General features: G+C 66.6%; 17 protein-coding genes. 13 read left to right on the top strand and 4 right to left on the bottom strand.

Going from position 1 to position 21556, the window contains the following annotated elements; all coding sequences use genetic code 11:
* Positions 1-201 precede the first annotated feature (201 nt).
* On the top strand, positions 202-840 hold the full coding sequence (locus tag AC1DOQ_RS09005; protein WP_477362322.1) for a uridine kinase family protein: 639 nt from the start codon (positions 202-204) through the stop codon (positions 838-840).
* A gap of 399 nt (positions 841-1239) precedes the next feature.
* Complete coding sequence (locus AC1DOQ_RS09000) at positions 1240-1851, top strand: pyridoxamine 5'-phosphate oxidase family protein (RefSeq protein WP_477362321.1); 612 nt, start codon at positions 1240-1242, stop codon at positions 1849-1851.
* Between the two features lie 1016 nt (positions 1852-2867).
* Here the strand turns inward: AC1DOQ_RS09000 and AC1DOQ_RS08995 are convergent.
* The gene (locus AC1DOQ_RS08995) at positions 2868-3386 is read right to left on the bottom strand and encodes a hypothetical protein (RefSeq protein WP_477362319.1); all 519 of its coding nucleotides are present in this window, start codon (positions 3384-3386) and stop codon (positions 2868-2870) included.
* A gap of 151 nt (positions 3387-3537) precedes the next feature.
* The gene (locus AC1DOQ_RS08990; RefSeq protein ID WP_477362317.1) at positions 3538-6411 is read right to left on the bottom strand and encodes a TonB-dependent receptor; all 2874 of its coding nucleotides are present in this window, start codon (positions 6409-6411) and stop codon (positions 3538-3540) included.
* Between the two features lie 506 nt (positions 6412-6917).
* Here AC1DOQ_RS08990 and AC1DOQ_RS08985 point away from each other — a divergent pair.
* From AC1DOQ_RS08985 to AC1DOQ_RS08955, 7 genes are all read left to right on the top strand, one after another.
* Positions 6918-8168 (top strand): putative Na+/H+ antiporter, encoded by a 1251-nt coding sequence (locus AC1DOQ_RS08985; RefSeq protein ID WP_477362315.1) that lies wholly within the window; start codon positions 6918-6920, stop codon positions 8166-8168.
* Positions 8169-8197: 29 nt separating this feature from the next.
* On the top strand, positions 8198-8659 hold the full coding sequence (gene hepT, locus AC1DOQ_RS08980) for a type VII toxin-antitoxin system HepT family RNase toxin (protein ID WP_477362313.1): 462 nt from the start codon (positions 8198-8200) through the stop codon (positions 8657-8659).
* 76 nt (positions 8660-8735) lie between these two features.
* Positions 8736-9320: a DUF2760 domain-containing protein gene (locus tag AC1DOQ_RS08975; RefSeq protein WP_477362311.1), complete on the top strand. Its 585-nt coding sequence runs from the start codon at positions 8736-8738 to the stop codon at positions 9318-9320.
* 8 nt (positions 9321-9328) lie between these two features.
* The gene (locus AC1DOQ_RS08970) at positions 9329-11176 is read left to right on the top strand and encodes an Hsp70 family protein (protein WP_477362536.1); all 1848 of its coding nucleotides are present in this window, start codon (positions 9329-9331) and stop codon (positions 11174-11176) included.
* A gap of 3 nt (positions 11177-11179) precedes the next feature.
* On the top strand, positions 11180-14077 hold the full coding sequence (locus AC1DOQ_RS08965; protein WP_477362309.1) for an Hsp70 family protein: 2898 nt from the start codon (positions 11180-11182) through the stop codon (positions 14075-14077).
* Positions 14078-14235: 158 nt separating this feature from the next.
* Positions 14236-15234, top strand: coding sequence for an aldo/keto reductase (locus AC1DOQ_RS08960; protein WP_477362307.1), 999 nt, complete (start codon positions 14236-14238; stop codon positions 15232-15234).
* Positions 15235-15284: 50 nt separating this feature from the next.
* Positions 15285-15629 carry a TfoX/Sxy family protein gene (locus tag AC1DOQ_RS08955; RefSeq protein ID WP_477362305.1) on the top strand — a complete coding sequence of 115 codons (345 nt, stop codon included), beginning with the start codon at positions 15285-15287 and terminating at the stop codon, positions 15627-15629.
* Positions 15630-15650: 21 nt separating this feature from the next.
* Here the strand turns inward: AC1DOQ_RS08955 and AC1DOQ_RS08950 are convergent, their stop codons facing one another.
* A complete protein-coding gene (locus AC1DOQ_RS08950; protein ID WP_477362304.1) occupies positions 15651-16844 on the bottom strand; it encodes an L-dopachrome tautomerase-related protein in 1194 nt (397 codons plus the stop codon).
* A gap of 18 nt (positions 16845-16862) precedes the next feature.
* On the bottom strand, positions 16863-17657 hold the full coding sequence (locus tag AC1DOQ_RS08945; protein ID WP_477362302.1) for an SDR family NAD(P)-dependent oxidoreductase: 795 nt from the start codon (positions 17655-17657) through the stop codon (positions 16863-16865).
* Between the two features lie 99 nt (positions 17658-17756).
* On the opposite strand from AC1DOQ_RS08945, the gene AC1DOQ_RS08940 reads away from it, so the two are divergent.
* The 4 genes from AC1DOQ_RS08940 to AC1DOQ_RS08925 all read left to right on the top strand — a co-directional run bounded on the left by AC1DOQ_RS08940 (position 17757) and on the right by AC1DOQ_RS08925 (position 21513).
* A complete protein-coding gene (locus AC1DOQ_RS08940) occupies positions 17757-18674 on the top strand; it encodes a LysR family transcriptional regulator (RefSeq protein WP_477362534.1) in 918 nt (305 codons plus the stop codon).
* A 72-nt stretch (positions 18675-18746) separates the two neighbouring features.
* Positions 18747-19601 carry a glutathione-dependent disulfide-bond oxidoreductase gene (gene yghU / locus AC1DOQ_RS08935; protein ID WP_477362300.1) on the top strand — a complete coding sequence of 285 codons (855 nt, stop codon included), beginning with the start codon at positions 18747-18749 and terminating at the stop codon, positions 19599-19601.
* Between the two features lie 85 nt (positions 19602-19686).
* Positions 19687-20709, top strand: coding sequence for an SDR family oxidoreductase (locus AC1DOQ_RS08930; RefSeq protein ID WP_477362298.1), 1023 nt, complete (start codon positions 19687-19689; stop codon positions 20707-20709).
* A gap of 114 nt (positions 20710-20823) precedes the next feature.
* Complete coding sequence (locus AC1DOQ_RS08925; RefSeq protein ID WP_477362296.1) at positions 20824-21513, top strand: PRC-barrel domain-containing protein; 690 nt, start codon at positions 20824-20826, stop codon at positions 21511-21513.
* Positions 21514-21556: the final 43 nt, after the last annotated feature.

Here is a 21556-nt window from a genome sequence, read left to right as displayed (position 1 = left end):
GTGGGAATCGGGCCAGAAGCGGACATCGCCAACAGGGTAAGTGCAGCGGTAACGGCTCATAGGCAGCAGCGGCCGCAGTAACACAATCAAAGAATGAGCCAGCCTCGCCTTCGCGGCAACCATCGGCCTTTACGGCCTCAAACGTGAAGCAGAATCGGGTAGTCGCTCCAACTAGCGAAATGCGAACCAAATCGAGTGCTGATGAACATTGCTGAAAATCTAGCGCAGCGAATCTTATCGACCGGCGGAGGCAATAGTTCTCCAGCGTTTGCCGCGATATGCGGATGGGCCGATACGGGAAAGTCCACCTTGGCCGCCGAAGTATGCCGTGCGCTTCATAGGCGCAACATTGCAGCGGACTGGATCTCCACCGATGCATTCCTAAAAAACAGGGCGGACCGAAACAGGCTCGGCATTAGCGGATATAACTCGAGATCTCTCGACGCAGATGAGCTTGCTGCAGCGGTTAAGGCAATCGCAGCTGGGCAGGAATATATTTACTACCCCTATGACAACCGGACGGGCGCGAAAGCGTCCAACTCGAGGACTATCTCGCGCCAGTCAATTGTCGTAATCGAAGGCATACACGCCCTTCATGAATGTGTGCGGGATCGATGCGTTCTGCGGGCGTTTATCCATTCGGAGGATGCGACGCTCACGGAGATGCGTGCGAGAGCGAACATGAGCAAGCGCGGCATGAACCGTGTGGACGCTCGGAGCCTCATCGAAAACGAACTCACGGAGTTTCGAGATTACATCTTGCCTAACAAGGCTTATGCGAACGTCATCCTACGTGTGAGCCTGGACTATGATTACGCCCTTGAAGAATTCAATGCTTAACCACACAGGGCCGTTCTTCCTCGCTCCCTTGCTTCGCACATGAACTCTTGTCGGCATACGACGCAGCGCTTAACAATTCGTTCAAGCCGACGCCGCTTCGCTGCGTGGCTTAACTCAGCTGTTAGTTCGTAGGGTGATGTGCGCTTTGGGTCTATTGTGTTGAAAAAATCTGGCGACAACAATTTCGGCTGATTTTCGGAGGCGTCGACACTCCAGCTAAAGGACTATTGCAGCGTATGAACCGTTCTGGACAGTCGAGTTATCGATCTTTCCTTGCCGTTTGGCATGGGACCGTCAACCCGTATGCAAGACTGCACAAATCACCAATCGAATGATATTTGGATTGCTTTGACAACATACCCGTGACAACATCGTCGCTTTCTAGTTGAAGTATTGAGCATGAATTCAGACCTGACTTCCCTTGCAGCCCTACGTGAGCTATATCCGCAACCCGCCGGCCGAGCTGTTCTCAAGCAGCTGACCGAACTGGATTCACACTGCGTCAAGTTCATTTCGCTGTCGCCGTTCTTGGTGCTGGCGACGACGAGCGCGGATGGTAAAGCCGACGCCTCGCCTCGGGGCGGATCGCCAGGGTTTGTCCGTGTCAGAGATTCGTGCACGCTGCTGATCCCGGACGCACCGGGTAACAATCGCCTCGATTCACTGACGAATATTATTGGCACCGGCCGGGCTGGCCTGCTGTTCATGATCCCAGGTATCAATGAAACTCTTCGCGTCAACGGAAAGGCTGCGCTGTCAATCGATGCCGGGGACCTGGCCTTGTGTGCGGATGACCGCGGAACGCCCAAGGCCGTGATAAGGATCGTCGTGGACGAAGCCTACTTACATTGTGCCAAAGCGTTCATGCGTTCGGGATTGTGGAAGCCCGAACAGCAGGTCGCAAGAAGTGCATTGCCGAGCATGGGGCAAATGATATCGGAACAGACCGGCATCACCGGCCCTGTCGAAACGCAGGAAGAGATGGAACGTCGTTACGCTGCCGATCTATAGATCATGCGTTCAGTACCAAGGTCATCGATTTGCCAGTCGCGATAGGCGGATACCGGCCGGTTGCGGACGGCCGTGATACTGCGTGACTTTTCCATCGCCGCAACCTGCTATCCTGAGCCGAACGGCCGGGTCCGGCAAGCGCGAACTATCGACATTGCCTCATGTCTCGGTCTCTCCAAAGATCAGGAGCCGTCATGTATAAGTGCCCACATTGTGGGAATCGATCCATATCGATTGGTACAGCCGCACTCTTCAAGCCACCTTTCGATGGCAGTGCCGTATGCCCTATCTGCGGGACACATTTGCGGCTGAGGTGGACTGTATCCAGGTTTTTACTTCCACTTTATATGTTTACCCGCTCAGTACTTGGCCTGGCTTTCCATGTTCATTTTGATCTCGGATTTGTCGGAGAAATGACGATAGCGGTCATATTGGTTGTCCTCCAATTTCATTTTATGTCATACAAAGAGGTTAGCTTAGATACTAGAAAATAAGGTCCGCAATGGGTCGATTGAGTCATTCAGAAGTGGACCGTAATCGATGGATGGTCAGCCGCGCGCCGCGCACGGACAATAAAAAAAGCCGCCAATCCTTTCGAACCGACGGCCAACCCAGTTTGTGAGCAAGAGTAAATCCAGCTAGAAGATATCACTGCACGATTGCACGGAACATTACAGTACGGTTAAGTTGTCTCGGCGGTCCGCAGCCCCAGATACCGCAACGGGTCGGAAACAGACGTTACCACCAACATCAAAAGTCGCCCCGCGATTCTCTCAGCGCTTCATGGACGCGCATCATCTCGCAGACCGCCTGTGCCACCAGAGCAAGATGGACAAGATTTAATAATGCGCGTGGGTGTCATTCGATAACATGGAGATGTCAGCTAGGCCTGACAGGAACCACTCGGTTTCCTCTCCCACGTTTGCCGGCGGACTTGTCTGCCGGCTTTTTTTGTTCGGCCAGCCATGAGAAAAAGCCCGCATGGCGCGGGCTTCGCTGGAATCGGAACGGCAGCTTTACCGAGTAATCGGCGCGGCAGGCGCCGGGGTGGCAGTGGGGGCCGGAGCGGCGGCGGGAGCCGGGGTGACGGCAGGAGCCGGCGTGGCATCCTGTACCGGGGTCGCACTTGCAGCCGGAGCCGGGGTTTCAACGGAAGCGGAAGCGGGAGCCGGTGCGGCAGGGTCGGCCGATGCCGGTGTCGTGGCCGCAGTCCCCTCCTTGTCCTTCACCGTGTCGGTCTTCGCGACATGCTTGACCTTGCTCTTTGCATGCTTGGCGCTGGTCTTCGCATCCTTGGCATGCGACTTGGCCGCCTTCGCATCGTCATGCGCCGCTTTTACGTCGGCTTGCGCTGCCTGTGCTTCGACAGGCGCCGGCTTGGTGGCGGCTTTCGATGCCTTCAGGTCGGCATTGTTGACCAGTACGGCCTGCTTGGAAGCCGGGGCCGGGGCCGGGGCCGGGGCCGGGGTCGGCGTCTGGGCAAACGCTGCGGTGGCGAACAGGGCGGAGATCACAGCGGCAATGGTTTTTTTCATGATGAAGATCCTCAGCTGTTTAGTGGTCAATGTGCTCGTAAAACGCAGCCCCTGCCCCATGTGTTGACACACTTTACAAACGCTTACGCTGCTGACAGATGCTTACATGCCGTGCAACAGCGCCATCGTCCAGCCCTGTTCGCCACCCCGCTCAGAACTTGTAGTTCAGCCCGACATTCACGAAACGCCCGACCGCTCCCGCCTGGTGCAGCGCCGGGTTGTAGAAGGTCGACGGCGAACTGCCATAGGTCTGGAAGTCCAGCGGCGGCGGGCTGTTGAACAGGTTCAGCACCGAGGCGTGCAGGCTGAGCTTCTGCGACAGGCGGTACTCGCCATAGACGTCGACCGAGGTGAACGCGCGGACCCGGCAGAATTCCGTATTCGGCGTCGCGAACACGAAGGAAATCGCGTCCGCGCAGGTGGCGGCGTTGGTCGACGATGGATCGGTCACGGAGAAGCTGCTGACCCAGTTCACCGTGGTCGACACCGTCAGCGGGCCCTTGTCCCAGCCGATCTTGAGCTGGGCGCGGTCGCGCGGGTTGCCGGTGTCGCCGGAGGTGGCCGACGGGCCGTGAGTGCCGGCCAGCTGGATCGCCTCGGCGCCGGTGGTGCCCTGCTTGTACGAAATCATGTGGGTCGCCGTCAGCTGGGCGCTGAGCTTGCCTCCCGCCAGCGGCCAGTTCATGCGCGCGTCGAGGTCGATGCCGTTGGTCATCGTGTACAGCGCGTTCTCGTAGGGATAGGGCGCGAACAGCGCATTGCCGACCGGCGGCGTGACGGTCGAGAGGCTGCCGTCCGGGTTCACGAAGGGCTGGGCGATCGGCACGCCGCGCACCAGGAAAGGCGTCGCGTCGTAGGCCGGATCATTGATCGCGCTGATGATCTGGTTGTCGATCCGGATGTGGTAGTAGTCCAGCGAAACATTCATGTTGCGGACCGGTTCCAGGATCAGGCCGAAGGTATACGACTTCGATTTTTCCGACTTCAGGCCCTTGCCCGGGGTCTGGACACCAGCGATCGACACATTGCATTGCTGCGGGAAGTTGCCGGGCGTCGTGGTGGGATCGGCGCCGCCCGTGTTGGCGCACAGGACCGGATCCGGCTGGGTATTCGCGAAGAAGTAGTTGCCGGTATTGCCGATCTCGGCCGGATTCGGCGCGCGGAAGCCTTCGGTATAGGTGCCGCGCACCGTCACCTGGCTGAGCGGCGACCATTTGAAGCCCGCCTTGGGCGTGACGGCCTTGTCGATGCCCATCACCTTGTCATAGCGCACCGAGGCATCCAGTTCGAGATTCTTCAGCACCGGCGCCACGATCTCGCCATAGCCGGCAGCAATGTTCTGGGTGCCGATGGCCCAGGCGTTATTGCCGATCTGGGTGCCGTTGGCAACGGTGGGCGGCGCCTGGGCGTCGAGGGCACGGTGCGTATATTCGAGGCCCAGGTTCAGGGCCAGCGCGCCGCCCTTCAGCGGCATCAGTTCGTGGCCGGCGGACACGCGCACGAACTGCAGCTTGCTGGTGGCCTTGGCATGCTGCATCGGGGCGATGAAGTCGCGCTGGGCCTGGGTATTGCCGCTGGCGGCGTCCCCGATCAGGTAGGGATGGACCGGATCGTTGAAGGCCGCCTGCAGGTTGGTGATGTTGAAGCCGTTGTTGATGTCCTGTTTCACCTTGCTCTCGCTGGCGCCGACCGCGGCCGTCAGGTCCCAGCCGGCAAGGCTGCCGGCCAGGTCGGCGCCCAGGCGCCAGGTATCGGACCGCACGCCGGCGCGGCTGCCGCCCAGTTCCGGAAAGTTGTATTGCAGGACCTGGGGCCGTCCGGTGGTGTTGCCGGGATAGGTGGCGGGCACCGTGATCAGGACCGGCGCGCCCGGCGGCGTTGCCTCCGGAGGAATGCCCGGCCCATAGGCCAGCGCCGACAGCCCGGCGAGGCCGCCCGTGGTCGCAAAGCGGTTCACCTGCTCCGCCTCCGAGCGGAAATACGAGCCCTTCAGGTTCAATTGCCAGTCGCTGCCCAGTTTCTGGACATAGGAACCGAGCAGGTTGATGTTCTTGGTGCTCGGTTGCAGCTGCAGGCCGCGGTCGCGGTAGGCGCACTGGCCGGCATTGAACTGGGCGCTGGAGCAGCCCGGCAGGTTGGTGACGGCGCCGGTGTCCGGGTCGATCAGGTAGCCGGTGATACTGGCCGGCAGGAAGCCGTTGTTTGCCGTCGGCACGCCGCGGGTCAGGTTCTTGCCGCCGAATGCCGTCCAGTCGGTATTCGTGAACGCCCGGTTGCGGTTGCTCGCCAGGATCTCGTTCTGGTGGCGGTATTCGAGCGCGATGTACCCGCTGTGGCCGTCGCGGTCGAGGTCGCCCCAGCCGTGGATGCCCGAGGCGTGGGCGGTGACGCCGTCGCCGCGCCAGGCCTGGCCGGCCTCGGCGGTCAGCTCGCTGCCCGTGTATTGCTTCTTCAGGATCACGTTGACCACGCCGGCCACCGCATCCGAACCGTAGATCGAGGAAGCGCCGTCCTTCAGCACCTCGATGCGGTCGATCGCCTCCATCGGGATCTGGCTGATGTCGACGAAGCTGCGCTGGCCGTCGTCCGACAGCGCATAGGGCGCCATGCGCTGGCCGTCGATCAGCACCAGGGTCGCGCCGACGGTCAGGCCGCGCAGGGAGATGCCGGACGCACCAGCCGCGAAGGCGCCGCTGAAGGATTGCGACAGCGTGCCCTGGCCGTTGGCGGTGATGTTGCGCAGCACCTCGGAGACGGAGGTATAGCCCGTCTGCTTGAGTTCCTTGGCGCTGATGATCTGGACCGGGCTGGGTGTTTCGACGTCGGTGCGGCGGATGCGCGAGCCCGTCACTTCCACGCGCTGAACCTGCTGGTTGGCGGCCGGAGTCTTGGTGGTATCGGTCGTGGTCGAGGTGGTGGAATCCTGGGCGATGGCAGCCAGCGGAATGGCCGCCAGGCTGGCCAGGGCAAAACGAACCGCAAGCGTGAGCGGCTTTTGCAGAAAAGCCGAATGCGTTGTAGCCATGGGAATAGGTCTCCGTGGTAGGAATTCATCGAGTACCTGGCTAGCGGCCTTCTTCTTTTTCCCCGGCAGTCAGGCCGATCCATCAAAGCACCGGCGTATTTTGGTGTCAATTGAACGCGAATCAGTTACATCTTTGTGTGGCATTTTTGGTCACAAACCACGCCTTGTCTTTCGTTCCCCCATCGATGGGGCTGCACGGCGTCCGGCATGCTCACTAGACTTTCGCCCTCCCCCACCGCGCAAGCCGCCGGCAACGCCGCGCGGCCTCGAACCGGGCGGTGTACAAGGCCATGCTGGACGAGACCCGGAAGATCAACGAGACCTGCACGCGCGGAAGTTCGATGCCGCCACCATGGCCATCGGCGCCGGCGGGCCGGCAAAACAGGCAAAGTAGGCCGCACGGCCGCCCATTCGGCCCCGGCAGCAAAAAATGAAATAATGGCGGCATTGCCATTTCAATCAAGCTGCACAATGCCCGCTACCGCATGCTTCACCGGAGTGCCACGATGACCACGACCATGCAAACCATCGGCCTGGTCCTGTTCGTCGTGGCCCTGCTGCACACCTTCTCCACCCACATGTTCGAAGTGCTGGCGCACCGCCATCCGCGCCATGCCGGACTGTTCCACCTGCTGGGCGAAGTCGAGGTCGTGTTCGGCTTCTGGGCCTTCGTGCTGATGGCCTTCATGGCCCTGGTCGAGGGCCCTACGGCGGCGGTCGACTATGCCGAGTCGCGCCACTACACCGAGCCGCTGTTCGTGTTCGTCGTGATGGTGGTGGCCGCCTCGCGTCCGGTGCTGGAAGCAGCGCGCGCCCTGCTGCGCATCCTTGCCCGTCTGGCGCCGGTCCGCTCCGAAGTGGCCCAGGCCTGGCTGGCCCTGGCGCTGGTGCCGCTGTGCGGCTCCCTGATCACCGAGCCGGCCGCGATGACCCTGGCCGCCCTGATGCTGGCCCCGGCCGTGTTCCGCCAGGGCATGCCCGAATGGCTCAAGTACGGCGCGCTGGGCGTGCTGTTCGTGAACGTCTCGATCGGCGGCACCCTGACCTCGTACGCGGCGCCGCCGGTGCTGATGGTGGCCGGCACCTGGGGCTGGGACAGCACCTGGATGCTGACCCACATCGGCTGGCGCGCCCTGGTCGCGGTGGCGTTCAACGCCACCGTCATCACCTTCCTGCTGCGCTCCCACCTGCGCCAGCTCGATACCTCCGTCGACGGCGAAACGGCGCCGGTGCCGCCGCTGGTGTCGCTGATCCACCTGGCCTTCCTGGCCGCGGTGGTGCTGCTGGCCCACCATCCGGTGCTGTTCATGGGCCTGTTCCTGCTCTTCCTCGGTTTTACCCAAGCCTATGACCGCTACCAGTCGCCGCTGATCCTGAAGGAAGGCTTGCTGGTCGGCTTTTTCCTGGCGGGTTTGGTGGTGCTGGGCGGCATGCAGCAGTGGTGGCTGCAGCCGGTCGTCTCCAGCCTCGGCCCGACCGCCCTGTTCTTCGGCGCCCTGGGCCTGACGGCCGTCACCGACAACGCCGCCCTGACTTATCTCGGCTCGCTGATCACCGGCCTGTCCGATCACGAAAAATACATGCTGGTGGCCGGCGCGGTGGGCGGCGGCGGCCTGACGGTGATCGCCAACGCCCCGAATCCGGCCGGCGCCGCCCTGTTGCGCCACGGCTTCGCCGACGAGTCGATCGGCGCGGTCTGGCTGTTCCTGGGCGCGCTCGGTCCCACCTGTGCGGCGGCCTTGATGTTCTTGTTGTAACGTAAAGCTTCGGACAACAAGGAAAAGCGATGGACAACGATCTGCTGGTGAGCAAGACGGGCACCATCGAGCGCTGCATCAAGCGTGCCCGCGACGAGTACGAGAAGGACCCGACGACCTTTGTCGGCGACATCACGCGCCAGGACGCCGCCACGCTGAACGTGATCCGCGCCTGGGAAGCGGCGGTGGAGATGGGCGACTACGTGCTCGCCCATTACGGCCTCGGCACGGCGCGGGACGAACGCGAAGTGATCTCGCTGCTGGAACAAGCCGGCTGGATCGATCCCGCCCTGGGCGAGGACCTGAAGCGCACCGGCGAATTCTGCCGCGCCGAATGGGACTACCAGGCGGCGCCGCTGCCGGCCCTGGTCACCATCATCAAGCGCGGACTCGACGATTTCGACGCCTATGCGAGCGCCCTGCTCGGCAGGGCCGCCGGCACGCCGGAACCCGCTGCGCCGCCGCAAACCACGGGCAATCCCGCCATCTGACTCTGCCGCGCCTGGCCATCCATTTTTTGGCTAACTGGTATCATGCGCGCTTTCATGGACCGGACAACACAAGAACATGAGCCAACCGACCAACCTGCCCTCCTTCTGGAGCCGGCTTTCCCTCGCCTTCGGCGCCTTCTTCAAGACCCTGGGCGACGCCGAATTCGCCGCGCGCGTGCGCGATGACCAGATCGGCCCGATCGCCGCACCGGCGCCCGCGGCTGCACCCGCCCCTGCGCCTGCGCCCGCACCGGCACCGGCCGCCGCACCGCTGCGCGTGGCCACGCCCGACGCCGCCCTGCAACTGCTGTCCCTGCTGCAGCGCGAGGCGCGCCTGATCGACTTCGCCAACGAGAACATCACCGTCTACAGCGACGCCGACATCGGCGCCGCCGCCCGCGTCGTGCACGAAGGCTGCGCCCGCGTGCTGCGCGAGCACTTCACGATCGAACCGGTGCGCAGCGAGCTGGAAGGCGCGCGCGTCACCCTGCCGGAAGGCTTCGATGCCGCCAGCGTGCGCCTGACCGGCAACGTGGTCGGCAAGGCGCCGTTCACCGGCACCCTGAGCCACCGCGGCTGGCGCGCCGCCAAGGTGACCCTGCCGCAACTGGCCGACAAGCACGACGCGAATATCCTGGCGCCGGCGGAGGTGGAACTGTGAGTGCCAACATGGAAACCGCGCGCTATGCCATCGGCATCGACCTCGGCACCACCCACAGTGCCCTGTCCTGGGTCGACCTGCAGGCCAGCGACGGCGAAAAGGCCGACCAGGGCGTGCTGCCGATCCCGCAGCTGAGCGGCCCCGGCACCGTCGAGGCGCTGCCGCTGCTGCCCTCCTTCATGTACCTGCCGCACCCGGACGAACTGGCGCCGGGCGAGCTGGCCCTGCCCTGGACCAATGGCCAGGCCGCGCCCGTGGTCGGTGAAATGGCCCGCAGTCGCGGCGCCGGCACCCCGATCCGCCTGGTGTCCTCGGCCAAGAGCTGGCTGAGCCACCCGGGCGTGGACCGCCGCGCCGCCATCCTGCCGACCGATGCGCCGGAAGAAGTCGAGCGCGTGTCGCCGCTGACGGCATCGACCCGCTACCTGGAACACATCCGCAATGCCTGGAATGCCGCGCATCCGGAAGCGCCCTTCGACCAGCAGGCCGTCACCGTGACGATCCCGGCTTCCTTCGACCCGGGCGCACGCGAGCTGACCGCGGAAGCCGCACGCCATGCCGGCTACGGCAGCCCGACCCTGCTGGAAGAGCCGCAGGCGGCCCTGTACAGCTGGATCGAAGGCAGCGGCGGCCGCTGGCGCAAGCAGGTGAAAGCCGGCGACATCGTGCTGGTGGTTGACGTCGGCGGCGGCACCAGCGACTTCTCGCTGATCGCCATCCTCGAGCGCGACGGCAACCTGGAACCGCACCGCGTCGCGGTCGGCGACCACATCCTGCTGGGCGGCGACAATATGGACCTGGCACTGGCGCACCTGGTCGCCCGTAAATTGCAGGCCAACGGCACCCAGCTCGACGCCTGGCAGATGCGCGCCCTCACCTACGCCTGCCGCGGCGCCAAGGAACACCTGCTGGCCGACGCGAATGCCACCACCTGGCCGATCGTGGTGCCGAGCCGCGGCTCGAAGCTGATCGGCGGTTCGATCCGCACCGAACTCACGCGCGACGAAGTCACCACCTTCATCACCGACGGCTTCTTCCCGAAAGTCGAAGCCTCGGCCCGTCCGGCCACCCGCGCGCGCGCCGGCCTGACCCAGATCGGCCTGCCGTATGCGCAGGACGCCGCGGTGACCCGCCACCTGGCCGCCTTCCTGGCCCGCCAGGCCGGCGCCACCGCGGAGCTGGAAGGCTTCAATGGACAGGTCAACCCGGAACACAGCTTCCTGCACCCGACCGCGGTGCTGTTCAACGGCGGCGTGTTCAAATCCGAGATCCTGTCCCGGCGCGTGATGGACACCATCAACGACTGGCTGTACATGGAAGGCGCGGAACCGGCGCGCATGCTGGAAGGCGCCGACCTCGACCTCGCGGTTGCCCGCGGCGCGGCCTACTACGGCTATGCGCGGCGCGGCGGCGGCGTGCGCATCCGCGGCGGCACGGCCCGTTCCTACTATGTGGGCGTGGAATCCTCGATGCCGGCCATCCCCGGCATGGAGCCGCCGATCACGGCGCTGTGCGTGGCGCCCTTCGGCATGGAAGAAGGCAGCGAGCTGGAGCTGCCGGGCCAGGAATTCGGCCTAGTGGTGGGCGAGCCGGTGCACTTCCGCTTCTTCGGTTCGACCGTGCGCCGCCAGGACCGCATCGGCGAGGTGCTCGAGTTCTGGGGCCCGGACGAGCTGCAGGAGCTGAACGAGATCCAGGCCGAACTGCCGGCCGAAGGCCGTACGCCGGGCGACGTCGCCCAGGTCAAGCTGCACGCGCTGGCCACCGAGGCCGGCACGCTGGAGCTGATCGCGGTTTCGCGCGAAGGCCAGCGCTGGAAGGTCGAGTTCGACGTCCGCGCCACCGAGCAGCAGTAAAAGGTGAGCGTGAACGGCGCCGTGGGCACATCGGCGGCAGCGCCGGCCTGGCTGGTCGGCATCGACCTGGGGACCACCAACACGGTGCTGGCCTATGCGGCACCTGGAACGCAGCAGGTCGACACCTTTGCCATCGACCAGTTGGTGGCGCCGGGCGAAGTCGCCGCGGCGCCGCTGCTGGCATCAAGCCGCTACCACCCGGCCGCGGGCGAACTGCCGGCCGGCGCCCTGCAACTGCCCTGGCAGGCTGCCGACCCGGCCGGGGTGCCGGATGCCGTGGTCGGCCGGCTTGCCCGCCTGCTGGGTGCACACACCCCAGGTCGGTTAGTTGCATCTGCCAAGAGCTGGCTGTCCCACCCCGGCGTCGACCGCACCGCGCCCATCCTGCCCTGGGGCGCGCCGGACGAAGTGCCCAAGGTTTCCCCTCTGGCGGCCAGCGCAAGCTACCTCGCCTATCTGCGCGCGGCCTGGAATACGCGCCATCCCCGGCAGCCGCTGGAAAACCAGGACCTGGTGCTGACCGTGCCCGCCTCTTTCGACGAAGGCGCGCGCGCGCTCACGCTGGAAGCGGCGCGCCTGGCCGGCCTGCCCTCCCTGCGCCTGCTGGAAGAGCCGCAGGCCGCCCTGTACGACTGGCTGCACCGCCACCGCGACACCCTGGCCGCCGAACTGGCGGACACGCGCCTGGTGCTGGTGGCCGACGTCGGCGGCGGCACCACCGACTTCAGCCTGGTCAAGGTGGCGCTGGACGACGGCGTCCCCAGGCTGACCCGGATCGGCGTCGGCAACCACCTGATCCTGGGTGGGGACAATATGGACCTCGCCCTCGCCCACCTGATCGAATCGAGGCTGGCGGCGCAGGACGGCCAGCAAGGCCAGCCGGCGCGCCTGTCCGCCGCCCGCCTGGCCCAGCTGACCGAGCGCTGCCGCGCGGCCAAGGAACAGCTGCTGGCCCCCGATGCGCCGGACCAGGTGAGCGTGACCCTGCTGGGCGCCGGTTCGCGCCTGATCGGCGCCAGCCGCAGCGCCCCGCTCACGCGCGGAGACATCGAGCGCATCGTGCTGGACGGCTTCTTCCCGCTCAACGAGAACCGCGAAGGCGCGCAGCGCGCACGCGCCGGCATCGTCGAATTCGGCCTGCCCTATGCCAGCGACGCGGCCATCACGCGCCACCTGGCCGACTTCCTGCGCCAGCACGCCAGGGCGGCGCGCGAAGCCCTCGGCACCGGCGACGACGGCAGCCTGCCGATACCGGACACGCTGCTGCTGAACGGCGGCGTATTCCGCGGCGCCGCACTCGCACAACGGCTGGCCGACACCTTGTCCGCCTGGCGCGGCGCCAGCATCCGCGTGCTGCACAACGCCGACCCCGACGTCGCCGTGGCGCGCGGCGCGGTCGCCTATTCGCTGGCGCGCCAGGGCCTGGCCCCGGGCATTGAAAGCGGTTCGGCGCGCAGCTATTTCCTGCTGCTGGAAGACTTGCAAACCCGTGCCCAGGCCGGCGGCGCATTGAAAGCCGTCTGCCTGCTGCCGCGCGGCGAAAAGCCCGGCGTCGAAGTGCGCCTGATCGAGCGCAGCTTCGGCCTGCGCCTGGGACGGCCGGTGCGTTTCCACCTGGTGTCGGCGATCGCCGATCCGCAAGGCAGCCGGCCGCAGCCGGGCGAGCTGCTCGAACTGGATCCGCTCGACGTCGTGCGCCTGCCGGCCATCGCCACCGTGCTGCGCGCCAGGGACGCGGGCGCGAAGACGGAGATGCCGGTCCAGCTGGCGGCTTCGCTGTCCGAGGTCGGCACGCTGGAAGTGCATTGCGTGGCCGAGGACGGCAGCGGCCAGCGCTGGAAGCTCGAGTTCCAGCTGCGCGGCCAGGAAGACGAGGCCCGGGACGCCGGCGCGGACGGCGAGCTGCCGCCGCGGCTCGATGAAGCCATCCAGCGCCTCGACCGCATCTTCGGCGCCCGCAACCAGCAGGTCGAGAGCCGCGAAGTGCGCCAGCTGCGCGGCAGCCTCGAACACCTGCTGGGCGGCCGCGAACGCTGGGAGACGCCGCTGCTGCGCCGCCTGTTCGACGCCCTGATGGAGCGCGCGAAGGGCCGTCGCAGATCGAGCGAACACGAACGGGTCTGGCTGAACCTGGCCGGCTGGTGCCTGCGCCCCGGCTTCGGCCATCCGCTCGACGAATGGCGCATCGAGCAGCTGTGGGCCCTGTTCGAGACCGGCGTCCAGTATCACAAGGACAGCCAGGTGCGCGCCGAGTGGTGGACCTTGTGGCGCCGCGTCGCCGGAGGCTTGTCGACCGAAGCGCAGCTGCGACTGCTCGACGACTTCGCCTTCAACCTGCAGGCCGAGCCGGCGGACCGCGCCAGGCGTCCCGTCACCCTGGTCGACGGCAGCGAGGACGACATGCTGCGCCTGGGCGCCTCGCTCGAACGCATCCCCTCCGCCTACAAGGTCGAGATCGGCGACTGGATGCTGGGGAGAATCATGGCGATTCCGGCGGTGCCGAAGCCGGATGCCAAAACCGCCGCCACCTATGCGCGCTATCTCTGGGCCCTGGCCAGGGTCGGCGCGCGCCAGTCGCTGCAATCCAGCGCCCACGAAGTCGCGACCATCGAAGCGGCCGAGCGCTGGCTGGAGATCCTGCTGCAGCTCGACTGGAAACGCATCGAACCGGCCGGCTTCGCCGCCGCCCACATCGCGCGCAGGACCGGCGACCGCTCGCGCGACATTGGAGGGGAACTGAGCGGCGAGGCCTTGCGCCAGCAGGTGCTGCACAAGCTGGCCGCCAGCGGCGCGCCGGCCAGCTGGGCGGCGATGGTACGCGAGGTCGTGGAGCTCGACCAGGCCAGCACCACCCGCATGTTCGGCGATGCGCTGCCGCCCGGACTGAAGCTGCTGCGCTGAGCCAAGCAACCAGTCCGTGTCGCCGGTCGGCCCGGTGGTTCGGGATCCCTTGACCATCCTGGCGTGGCGGCGCAGGCGCGCATAGTCCGGTTCTTCAACCGTGCGCCCTACCCCACGGTGTAGCATGTTCCGCAACCGAGCATGAGAAAGGATCCACCGTGAGCCAGCGCTACCAACCGATCACGCGCCTGGGCCTGGGCGGCACCGGGCTGGGCGACATGTACCATACCACCAGCGACGCAGCCGGCATCGCCACCGTCGATGCCGCCTGGGAAGCAGGCATCCGCTACTTCGACACCGCGCCCCACTACGGCGCCGGCCTGTCCGAGCACCGCTTCGGCCAGGCCCTGCGCAAGCGGCCCCGCCATGAGTACACGCTGTCGACCAAGGTCGGGCGCCTGCTGGCGCCGCACATGCCCGGCGAAATCGAAGCGCCCTTCGTCGGCGCCCTGCCCTTCAAGCGCGTGATCGACTACACGGCCGACGGCGTGCGCCGTTCGGTCGAAGACAGCCTGCAGCGCCTGGCCCTCGGCCATATCGACATCGCCTACGTGCACGACCTCTCGCCCGACATGTTCGGGAAAGAATTCGAGCATTACTACCGGATCGCCGCCGGCAAGGGCGGCGCCTTCGAAGGCATGGTCAGGCTGCGCGAGGAAGGCGTCATCAAGGCCTGGGGCCTGGGCGTGAACACGGTCGATCCCTGCCTGCGCGCGCTGCGCGATTCCGATCCGGACATCTTCCTGCTGGCCGGCCGCTACACGCTGATGGAAACCACGCCGCTGCAAGAGCTGTTCCCGCTGTGCGCCAAGCGTGGCGCCCACGTGGTGCTGGGCGGCCCGTTCAACTCCGGCTTCCTGGCCGGCGGCGAGCATTACGACTACCAGCCGGCCAAGCCCGAGCAGCATGCGCACCGCGAACGCCTGCGCCAGGTGGCCAGTCGCCACCACGTCGACCTGCCGGCGGCGGCGCTGCAGTTCGGCGCCGCCCATCCGGTGGTGGCGGCGACCATTCCCGGCGCCAGCAGCCCGGAGCACCTGCGGCGCAATGCCACCCTGATGCACATCGAGATTCCGGCCGCGTTCTGGGAAGCGCTGCGGGCCGAGGGACTGGTGCCGCCCGAGGCGCCGCTGCCGCCGCGGAAAGCGATGGGCTAGCATCGAACATCTGCTACCCTCCATGGTTATCGACATCCTGGAGGGTACACATGGCAACTGAGCTGAGCTTCGTCGAATACGTTCTCGAAACCGTCAGGCTGGGCAGCCGCATGACGTACCGGAAGCTGTTCGGCGAATACGCGCTCTACCTGGACGAGAAGGTCGTCGCCTTCGCCTGCGACAACAGCCTCTTCATCAAGCCTTCGCAGGCCGTGGCGAGCCTCGCGCCGGACCTGCCGCAAGGGCCGCCCTATCCGGGCGCGAAGGACTATCCGGTCGCCGACGAGCTGCTCGACGATCCGGACCTGCTGCGCCGCCTGATCGAGGAAACGGCGGCGCTGATGCCGCTGCCGAAGCCGAAGAAAAAGCCGGCCAGGACGGCGGTCGCCGGCTGATCGGGTTCCCTTATTTGCGGCTCACTTGCGGCTCACGCGCCACAGCTCGTAGCGCTCCTCGCCCGGCTTGACCTGGCCGGCGAAATGCCGGTTCAGGTTGCTGGAGGTGAAGACCAGCCTGCCGTCGGGACCGATCGCCGGCGTGTCCGGCCAGTGCACGCCCTCGTCCGCGGCCAGCAGCCGCATCGATTTGGTGCGCGGCTCGTATTCGACGATGCCGTTGCGGCTCACGTCCGTGATGTACAGCCGGCCCTCGGCGTCGGTGACGATGCCGTCGGTATTGCCGCCGACCTCGCCCAGGTCGCGTACCGCCCTGGCCAGCGCGGCCTTGCCGGCGCGCGGGTCGCGCAGCAGGGCGGTCGGCATGGCGTAGGCATGGGTGCCGGTGGTGACGGTCCAGTACAGGGTCTGTCCGTCCGGCGACAGCGCGATGCCGTTCACGCCCAGCAGCAGGGGCTTGCCGGGCCATACCTCCTCGCCGTGCGACATCACCTTCACGCCGGGCTGCGGCATCAGGCTCGCATGCCGGTCGAGGACGCGGCGCGTGCGGCCGGTGCCGAAGTCGACGACGATCAGGCCGGCCTGGTTGGCCGGCGCGCTGCGCAGGCCGCTGTCCGAGACGTAGGCGATCCTGCGCGCCTCATCGACCACGATGTCGTTCAGGAAGCTGCCCTTGCGGTCCGCCACCGCGTCCAGCGTAATGGTCTTGACGAGCTTCCCGGTGCGCAGCTCGAACACCATGATCTTCTGCCCGCCCTTGGGTGCGCTCGCCTCGCCGGCGACGAAGCCCTGGTCGAGCGTCCACAGCCAGCCGTTGCGTTTGTCGACGTAAAAGCCGAGCACGTTGCGCAGGTGGCTGTCGGGCGCCCCGGATACCGCATTCGCCGCGGCCGAGGGGAAGGCCGTCAGCCGCGCCGGCCCGGTGGAGGCGCTCGTATCCAGGATGCTCAGGGTGGCCGGGCTGTCGGCCGATACCAGGCGCGGCGTGCTGACGAAGGCGCGTCCGTGTGCGTCGAAATGGATGCCGGCGATGGGAGCGCCGACCGAACCGGCGAAGGAAGCGGGGTCGCGGCCGCCCGCGGCGGCATCCCAGCTCACGCCGGCGTAGCTGCGCCAGCGCTCGAGTGCGGGCCGGTCGGCCGCGCTTGCGGCGCCGGACAGGAACAGGGTGGTGGCCGCGGCATAGGCGGCCAGGAAAAAGCGATGCGTTTTCATGATGACGATTCCAGCGAATTAGAGGATGGAACGGAAGCTGCCGCCTTCGACGCGCACGGCGGCGCCATTCGTTGCGGCGCCGAGCGGGCTGGCCAGCAGGGCCACCATGGCGGCGACCTCGTCGGCCTCGATCATGCGTGCGATCAGGGAGCTCGGGCGATAGGTATCGAAGAAGTGGGTTTCGATCTCGGCATCGCTCATGCCGGGACGCGGCGCGGTCTGGCGCAGGTACTCGACGATGCCGTCCGAGCGGGTGGCCGCGGGCAGCACGCTGTTCACGGTCACGCCGCTGCCGCGCGTGAGTTCGGCCAGGCCGCGCGACACCGCCAGCTGGGCCGACTTGCTGACGCCGTAATGGATCATGTCCGGCGGCGTGAAGGCGCCCACTTCACTCGAGATGAAGATCACCCTGCCCCAATTCTTTTCCAGCAGGCGCGGGAAGTAGTGCCGCGCCAGGCGCACGCCCGACATCAGGTTCAGGTCGAGCATGCGCTCCCAGTCCACGTCGCGGATCTCGGCGAAGGGTTTGGCTTCGTAATAACCGAGGTTGTTGACCAGGATGTCGGTGTCCGGCAGGGCGGCAGTCAATGCCAGCGCGCCCTCGGCGGTAGCGAGATCGGCCACCAGGGTCGTGACCGTGGCGCCGGGCGCGGCGGCACCGATCTGCGCCGCGGCGGCATCGAGCTTGTCCTGGCTACGTCCGGTTATGCTGACCCTCACCCCTTCCTTTGCCAGCGTGCGGGCGATGGCCAGGCCGATACCGGCGGTCGCTCCCGTCACGAGAGCGGTCTTGCCATTCAATTGCAGATCCATGTGTTTCTCCAATGCTGTGTTCAGGCCAGCCACTTTATTCCCGCCTGAAGGCGAGATAAACTAGACCAAAAGCAAAGCATTTGTTCTCAGGAGGATAAAATCAGCCGCCAATTCGATTACCTGGACGACCTCGAAGCCTTTCTCGCGGTGGCCGACCACGGCTCGTTCACGGCCGGCGCCGTGGCCCTGTCGACCACGGCCTCGGTGCTGAGCCGTGCCGTGACGCGGCTGGAACACCGGCTCGGCGGGCAACTGCTGCGCCGCTCGACCCGCAAGGTGACCTTGACCGAGGCCGGCCGCCAATACCTGGAGCAGGCGCGCGCCGCCTTCACGCTGCTGGGCGACGCCGAGCGCGAGATCCAGGGCCAGGCCGACGCCATGACGGGCCGGGTGCGCATGAGCGTACCGACCACCTGGGGCCACCACCGCCTGCCGGCGCTGCTGGCCCGCTTCACGCGCGCCTATCCGCAGGTGCGGGTCGAGCTGAACATCACGAACCGCAGCGTGGACCTGGTCGCCGAAGGCTTCGACCTGGCGATCCGGCTCGGCCACCTGCCGGACAGCGGCCTGGTGGCGCGCAAGCTGGCGGACGAGCCGCTATGCCTGGTAGCCTCGCCGGACTACCTGCGCCGCGCGGGGACGCCCCAGACCCTGGACGCGCTGCAAGGACACGCCTGCCTGCCCTTCATCCTGCCGCGCACCGGCCGCATCGCGCCATGGGTGTTCAGGGATGGCGGCCGGGACATCGAGTGGACGGCGCCGTCCACCATCGCGGTGTCGGACGACGTGCTGGGCGTGGTGTCGCTGGCGGTGGCGGGCATCGGCATCGCCCAGAGCTATGACTTCATCGTGGCCCCGCACCTGGAGAGCGGACGCCTGGTGGAACTGCTGCCCCGGCTGCGCGGCCGCTCGCGTCCCTTCTCGGTCGTGTACGCGCCGCACCGGCGCCAGTCCGCCGCCACCCGCGCCCTGATCACCATCCTGACGGGCGCGGACGGCGCCGGTCCCGCACCGTAGCCATCGTCGGCAAACTCGCCCGATTTGCGGCATCATCGTCCTCCTCGATAGCACGCAAACAAGGAGAAATCGATGACCAGCAGCTCGAACCCCTTCTCGACCTACGTCCCGCCACGGGTCTGGTCGCCCGCCACACCATCGGGCGGCGCCTTCGCCAACATCAACCGCCCGATCGCCGGCGCCACCCATGAGCAGGAGCTGCCGGTCGGCAAGCATCCGCTGCAGCTGTATTCGCTGGGTACGCCGAACGGCCAGAAGGTCACGATCATGCTCGAGGAGCTGCTGGCCGCCGGCCACACCGGCGCCGAATACGACGCCTGGCTCATCAAGATCAACGAGGGCGCCCAGTTCGGCAGCGGCTTCGTCGGGATCAACCCGAACTCGAAGATCCCGGCCCTGGTCGACCGCAGCGGCGACAAACCGGTGCGCGTGTTCGAATCCGGCTCGATCCTGGTCTACCTGGCGGAAAAATTCGACGCCTTCCTGCCGAAGGAATTGCCGGCCCGCGCCGAAACCTTCAACTGGCTGATGTGGCAGATGGGCTCCGCGCCTTTCGTGGGCGGCGGCTTCGGCCACTTCTATGCCTATGCGCCGGAAAAGCTGGAGTACCCGATCAACCGCTATGCGATGGAAACCAAGCGCCAGCTCGACGTCCTCGACCGCCTGCTGGCCGAGCGCCGCTTCGTCGCCGGCGACGAGTACACGATTGCCGACATGGCGATCTGGCCCTGGTATGGCGGCATGGTGATGGGCGAGCTGTACGAGGCGGCAGAATTCCTGTCCGTGCACAACTACCAGCAGGTGCGGCGCTGGGCCGACGAGGTCGCCGCGCGTCCGGCCGTGATCCGTGGCCGCAAGGTCAACCGCATGCGCGGCAAGCCCGAGGAACAGGTGGCCGAGCGCCACGACGCTGCCGATCTCGACTGATTTCTTGCCCGGCGTCTATCGGACGCGCCTCGAGGCCGTTTGCGGCTAGTATCTGTTCAGTTTCCAGCCGCATGGACGAACCCTCATGGACGATTCCGACCGCAAGGACGGGCGCGGGGTCCAGCCCTCGCGCCGCCGCTTCGTAGGCACCATGGCCGCCGGCCTGGCCGCGGCGCCCGCACTGGCCCAGGCCCAGGCCCAGCCCGGCGCCCAGCCGGCGCCGGCCGCTCCCCGTTCCCTGACGCCACCGCCCTATCCCGGTCCGCCCTTCCCGCGCCAGAAGCAGGACTGGCCCGGCCTGGCCGGCAAGATGACGCCGCGTCCCGACCATGGCGAAACCACTTACCGCGGCAGCGGCCGCCTGGCGGGACGGCGGGCCCTCGTCACCGGCGGCGATTCCGGCATCGGCCGCGCGGTGGCGATCGCCTTCGCGCGCGAGGGTGCGGACGTGGCGATCGGCTACCTGCCGGCCGAGGAAGCCGATGCGCGCGAAGTCGTCGCCCTGATCCGCCAGGCCGGCCGCAACGCCGTCGCGCTGCCGGGGGACATCCGCGATGAAGCCTTCTGCAAGAAAATGGTCGAGCAGGCCGTGCGCCAGCTGGGCGGGCTCGACATCCTGGTCAACAATGCGGCGCGCCAGCAGTCGATCGACTCCATCCTCGAGCTCACCACGATGGAGCTGGACTGGCATTTCAAGACCAATCTGTACGCCCTGTTCTGGATCACCAAGGCGGCGGTGCCGCACCTGCCGCCGGGCGCCAGCATCATCACCACGGCGTCGGTGCAGGCCTACGACCCTTCGCCCAACCTGCTGGCCTATTCGCAGACCAAGGCGGCCCAGGTGGCCTTCACGAAATCGCTGGCCAAGCAGCTGGCGGACAAGGGCATCCGCGTGAACGCGGTGGCGCCCGGACCGGTGTGGACGCCGCTGCAGGTGAGCGGCGGCCAGACCCAGGGCAACCTGGAGAAGTTCGGCGGCGACTCGCCGATGAAGCGTCCGGCCCAGCCGGCCGAACTGGCGCCGGCCTATGTCGCGCTGGCGGCCGCCGACGCCAGCTACACCACCGGCCAGGTATATGGGGTGGCCGGCGGTGCGGGAAATCCCTGACTGCCCGAGGAGAGCAGCCGGCACAATTGATCGTCATCAAACGCGCGGGGTACGCGACTTTTACCCTGACCGGGTTGCACACGACACCAACCCAATACCAGGAGGAGAACCGTCATGAGCTATGCAGACCGCGACAAGTACGGCATGTACAAGGGCACCGGCCACGCCGGTCCCGGCCCCGCCCTGATGGGGGCGGACACCCTGCTCGGCGATGGCGTCGTTAACGGCGCCAACGAGGATCTGGGCGACATCAAGGAGATCATGCTCGACATGAAAACCGGCCAGGTCGCCTACGCCGTGCTGGCCTTCGGCGGCTTCCTCGGCATGGGCGAGAAACTGTTCGCCGTGCCCTGGCAGGCCCTGCACCTGGACACCGTCAACCACCGCTTCGTACTCGACGTCGAGCAGGAGCGCCTGAAAACCGCCCCCGGCTTCGACAAGGATGCCTGGCCCGACATGGCTGACGTACAATGGGCCAGCCAGGTCCACAGCTTCTACGGCACCGATCCGGACCGCGGCGGCGCGCCGAGCATGGGCCCTGACGTGGCAATGCGCGGCATGCCGGGCGGCGCCGGCTCGGTGTCCGGCATGGGCGCGGGCATGGGCGGCCTGGGCGCCGGCCATGCGGGCGGCGCCGGCACCGGTGCGGGTACCAGCACGGGTGCCGGCGTGGCCTCGGGCGTGGGCGGCGGCGCGGGCGCCGGCGACCTCGGTTCGGGCAGCGGCATCAGCACCGATCCGCGCGCCGGCAACCTGGGCAAGGACGACGACCTGAGCCATATCCGCGGCAGCAATATCGGCTGAGGCCCTTAGTCAGGAGCCACTTTTGCGAAACGGAATGCGAGAC

This window comes from Massilia sp. 01N417 (assembly GCF_056399645.1).
The sequence above is the reverse complement of the archived record's forward strand: the minus strand, read 5'-3'. Positions and strand labels throughout refer to the sequence as shown.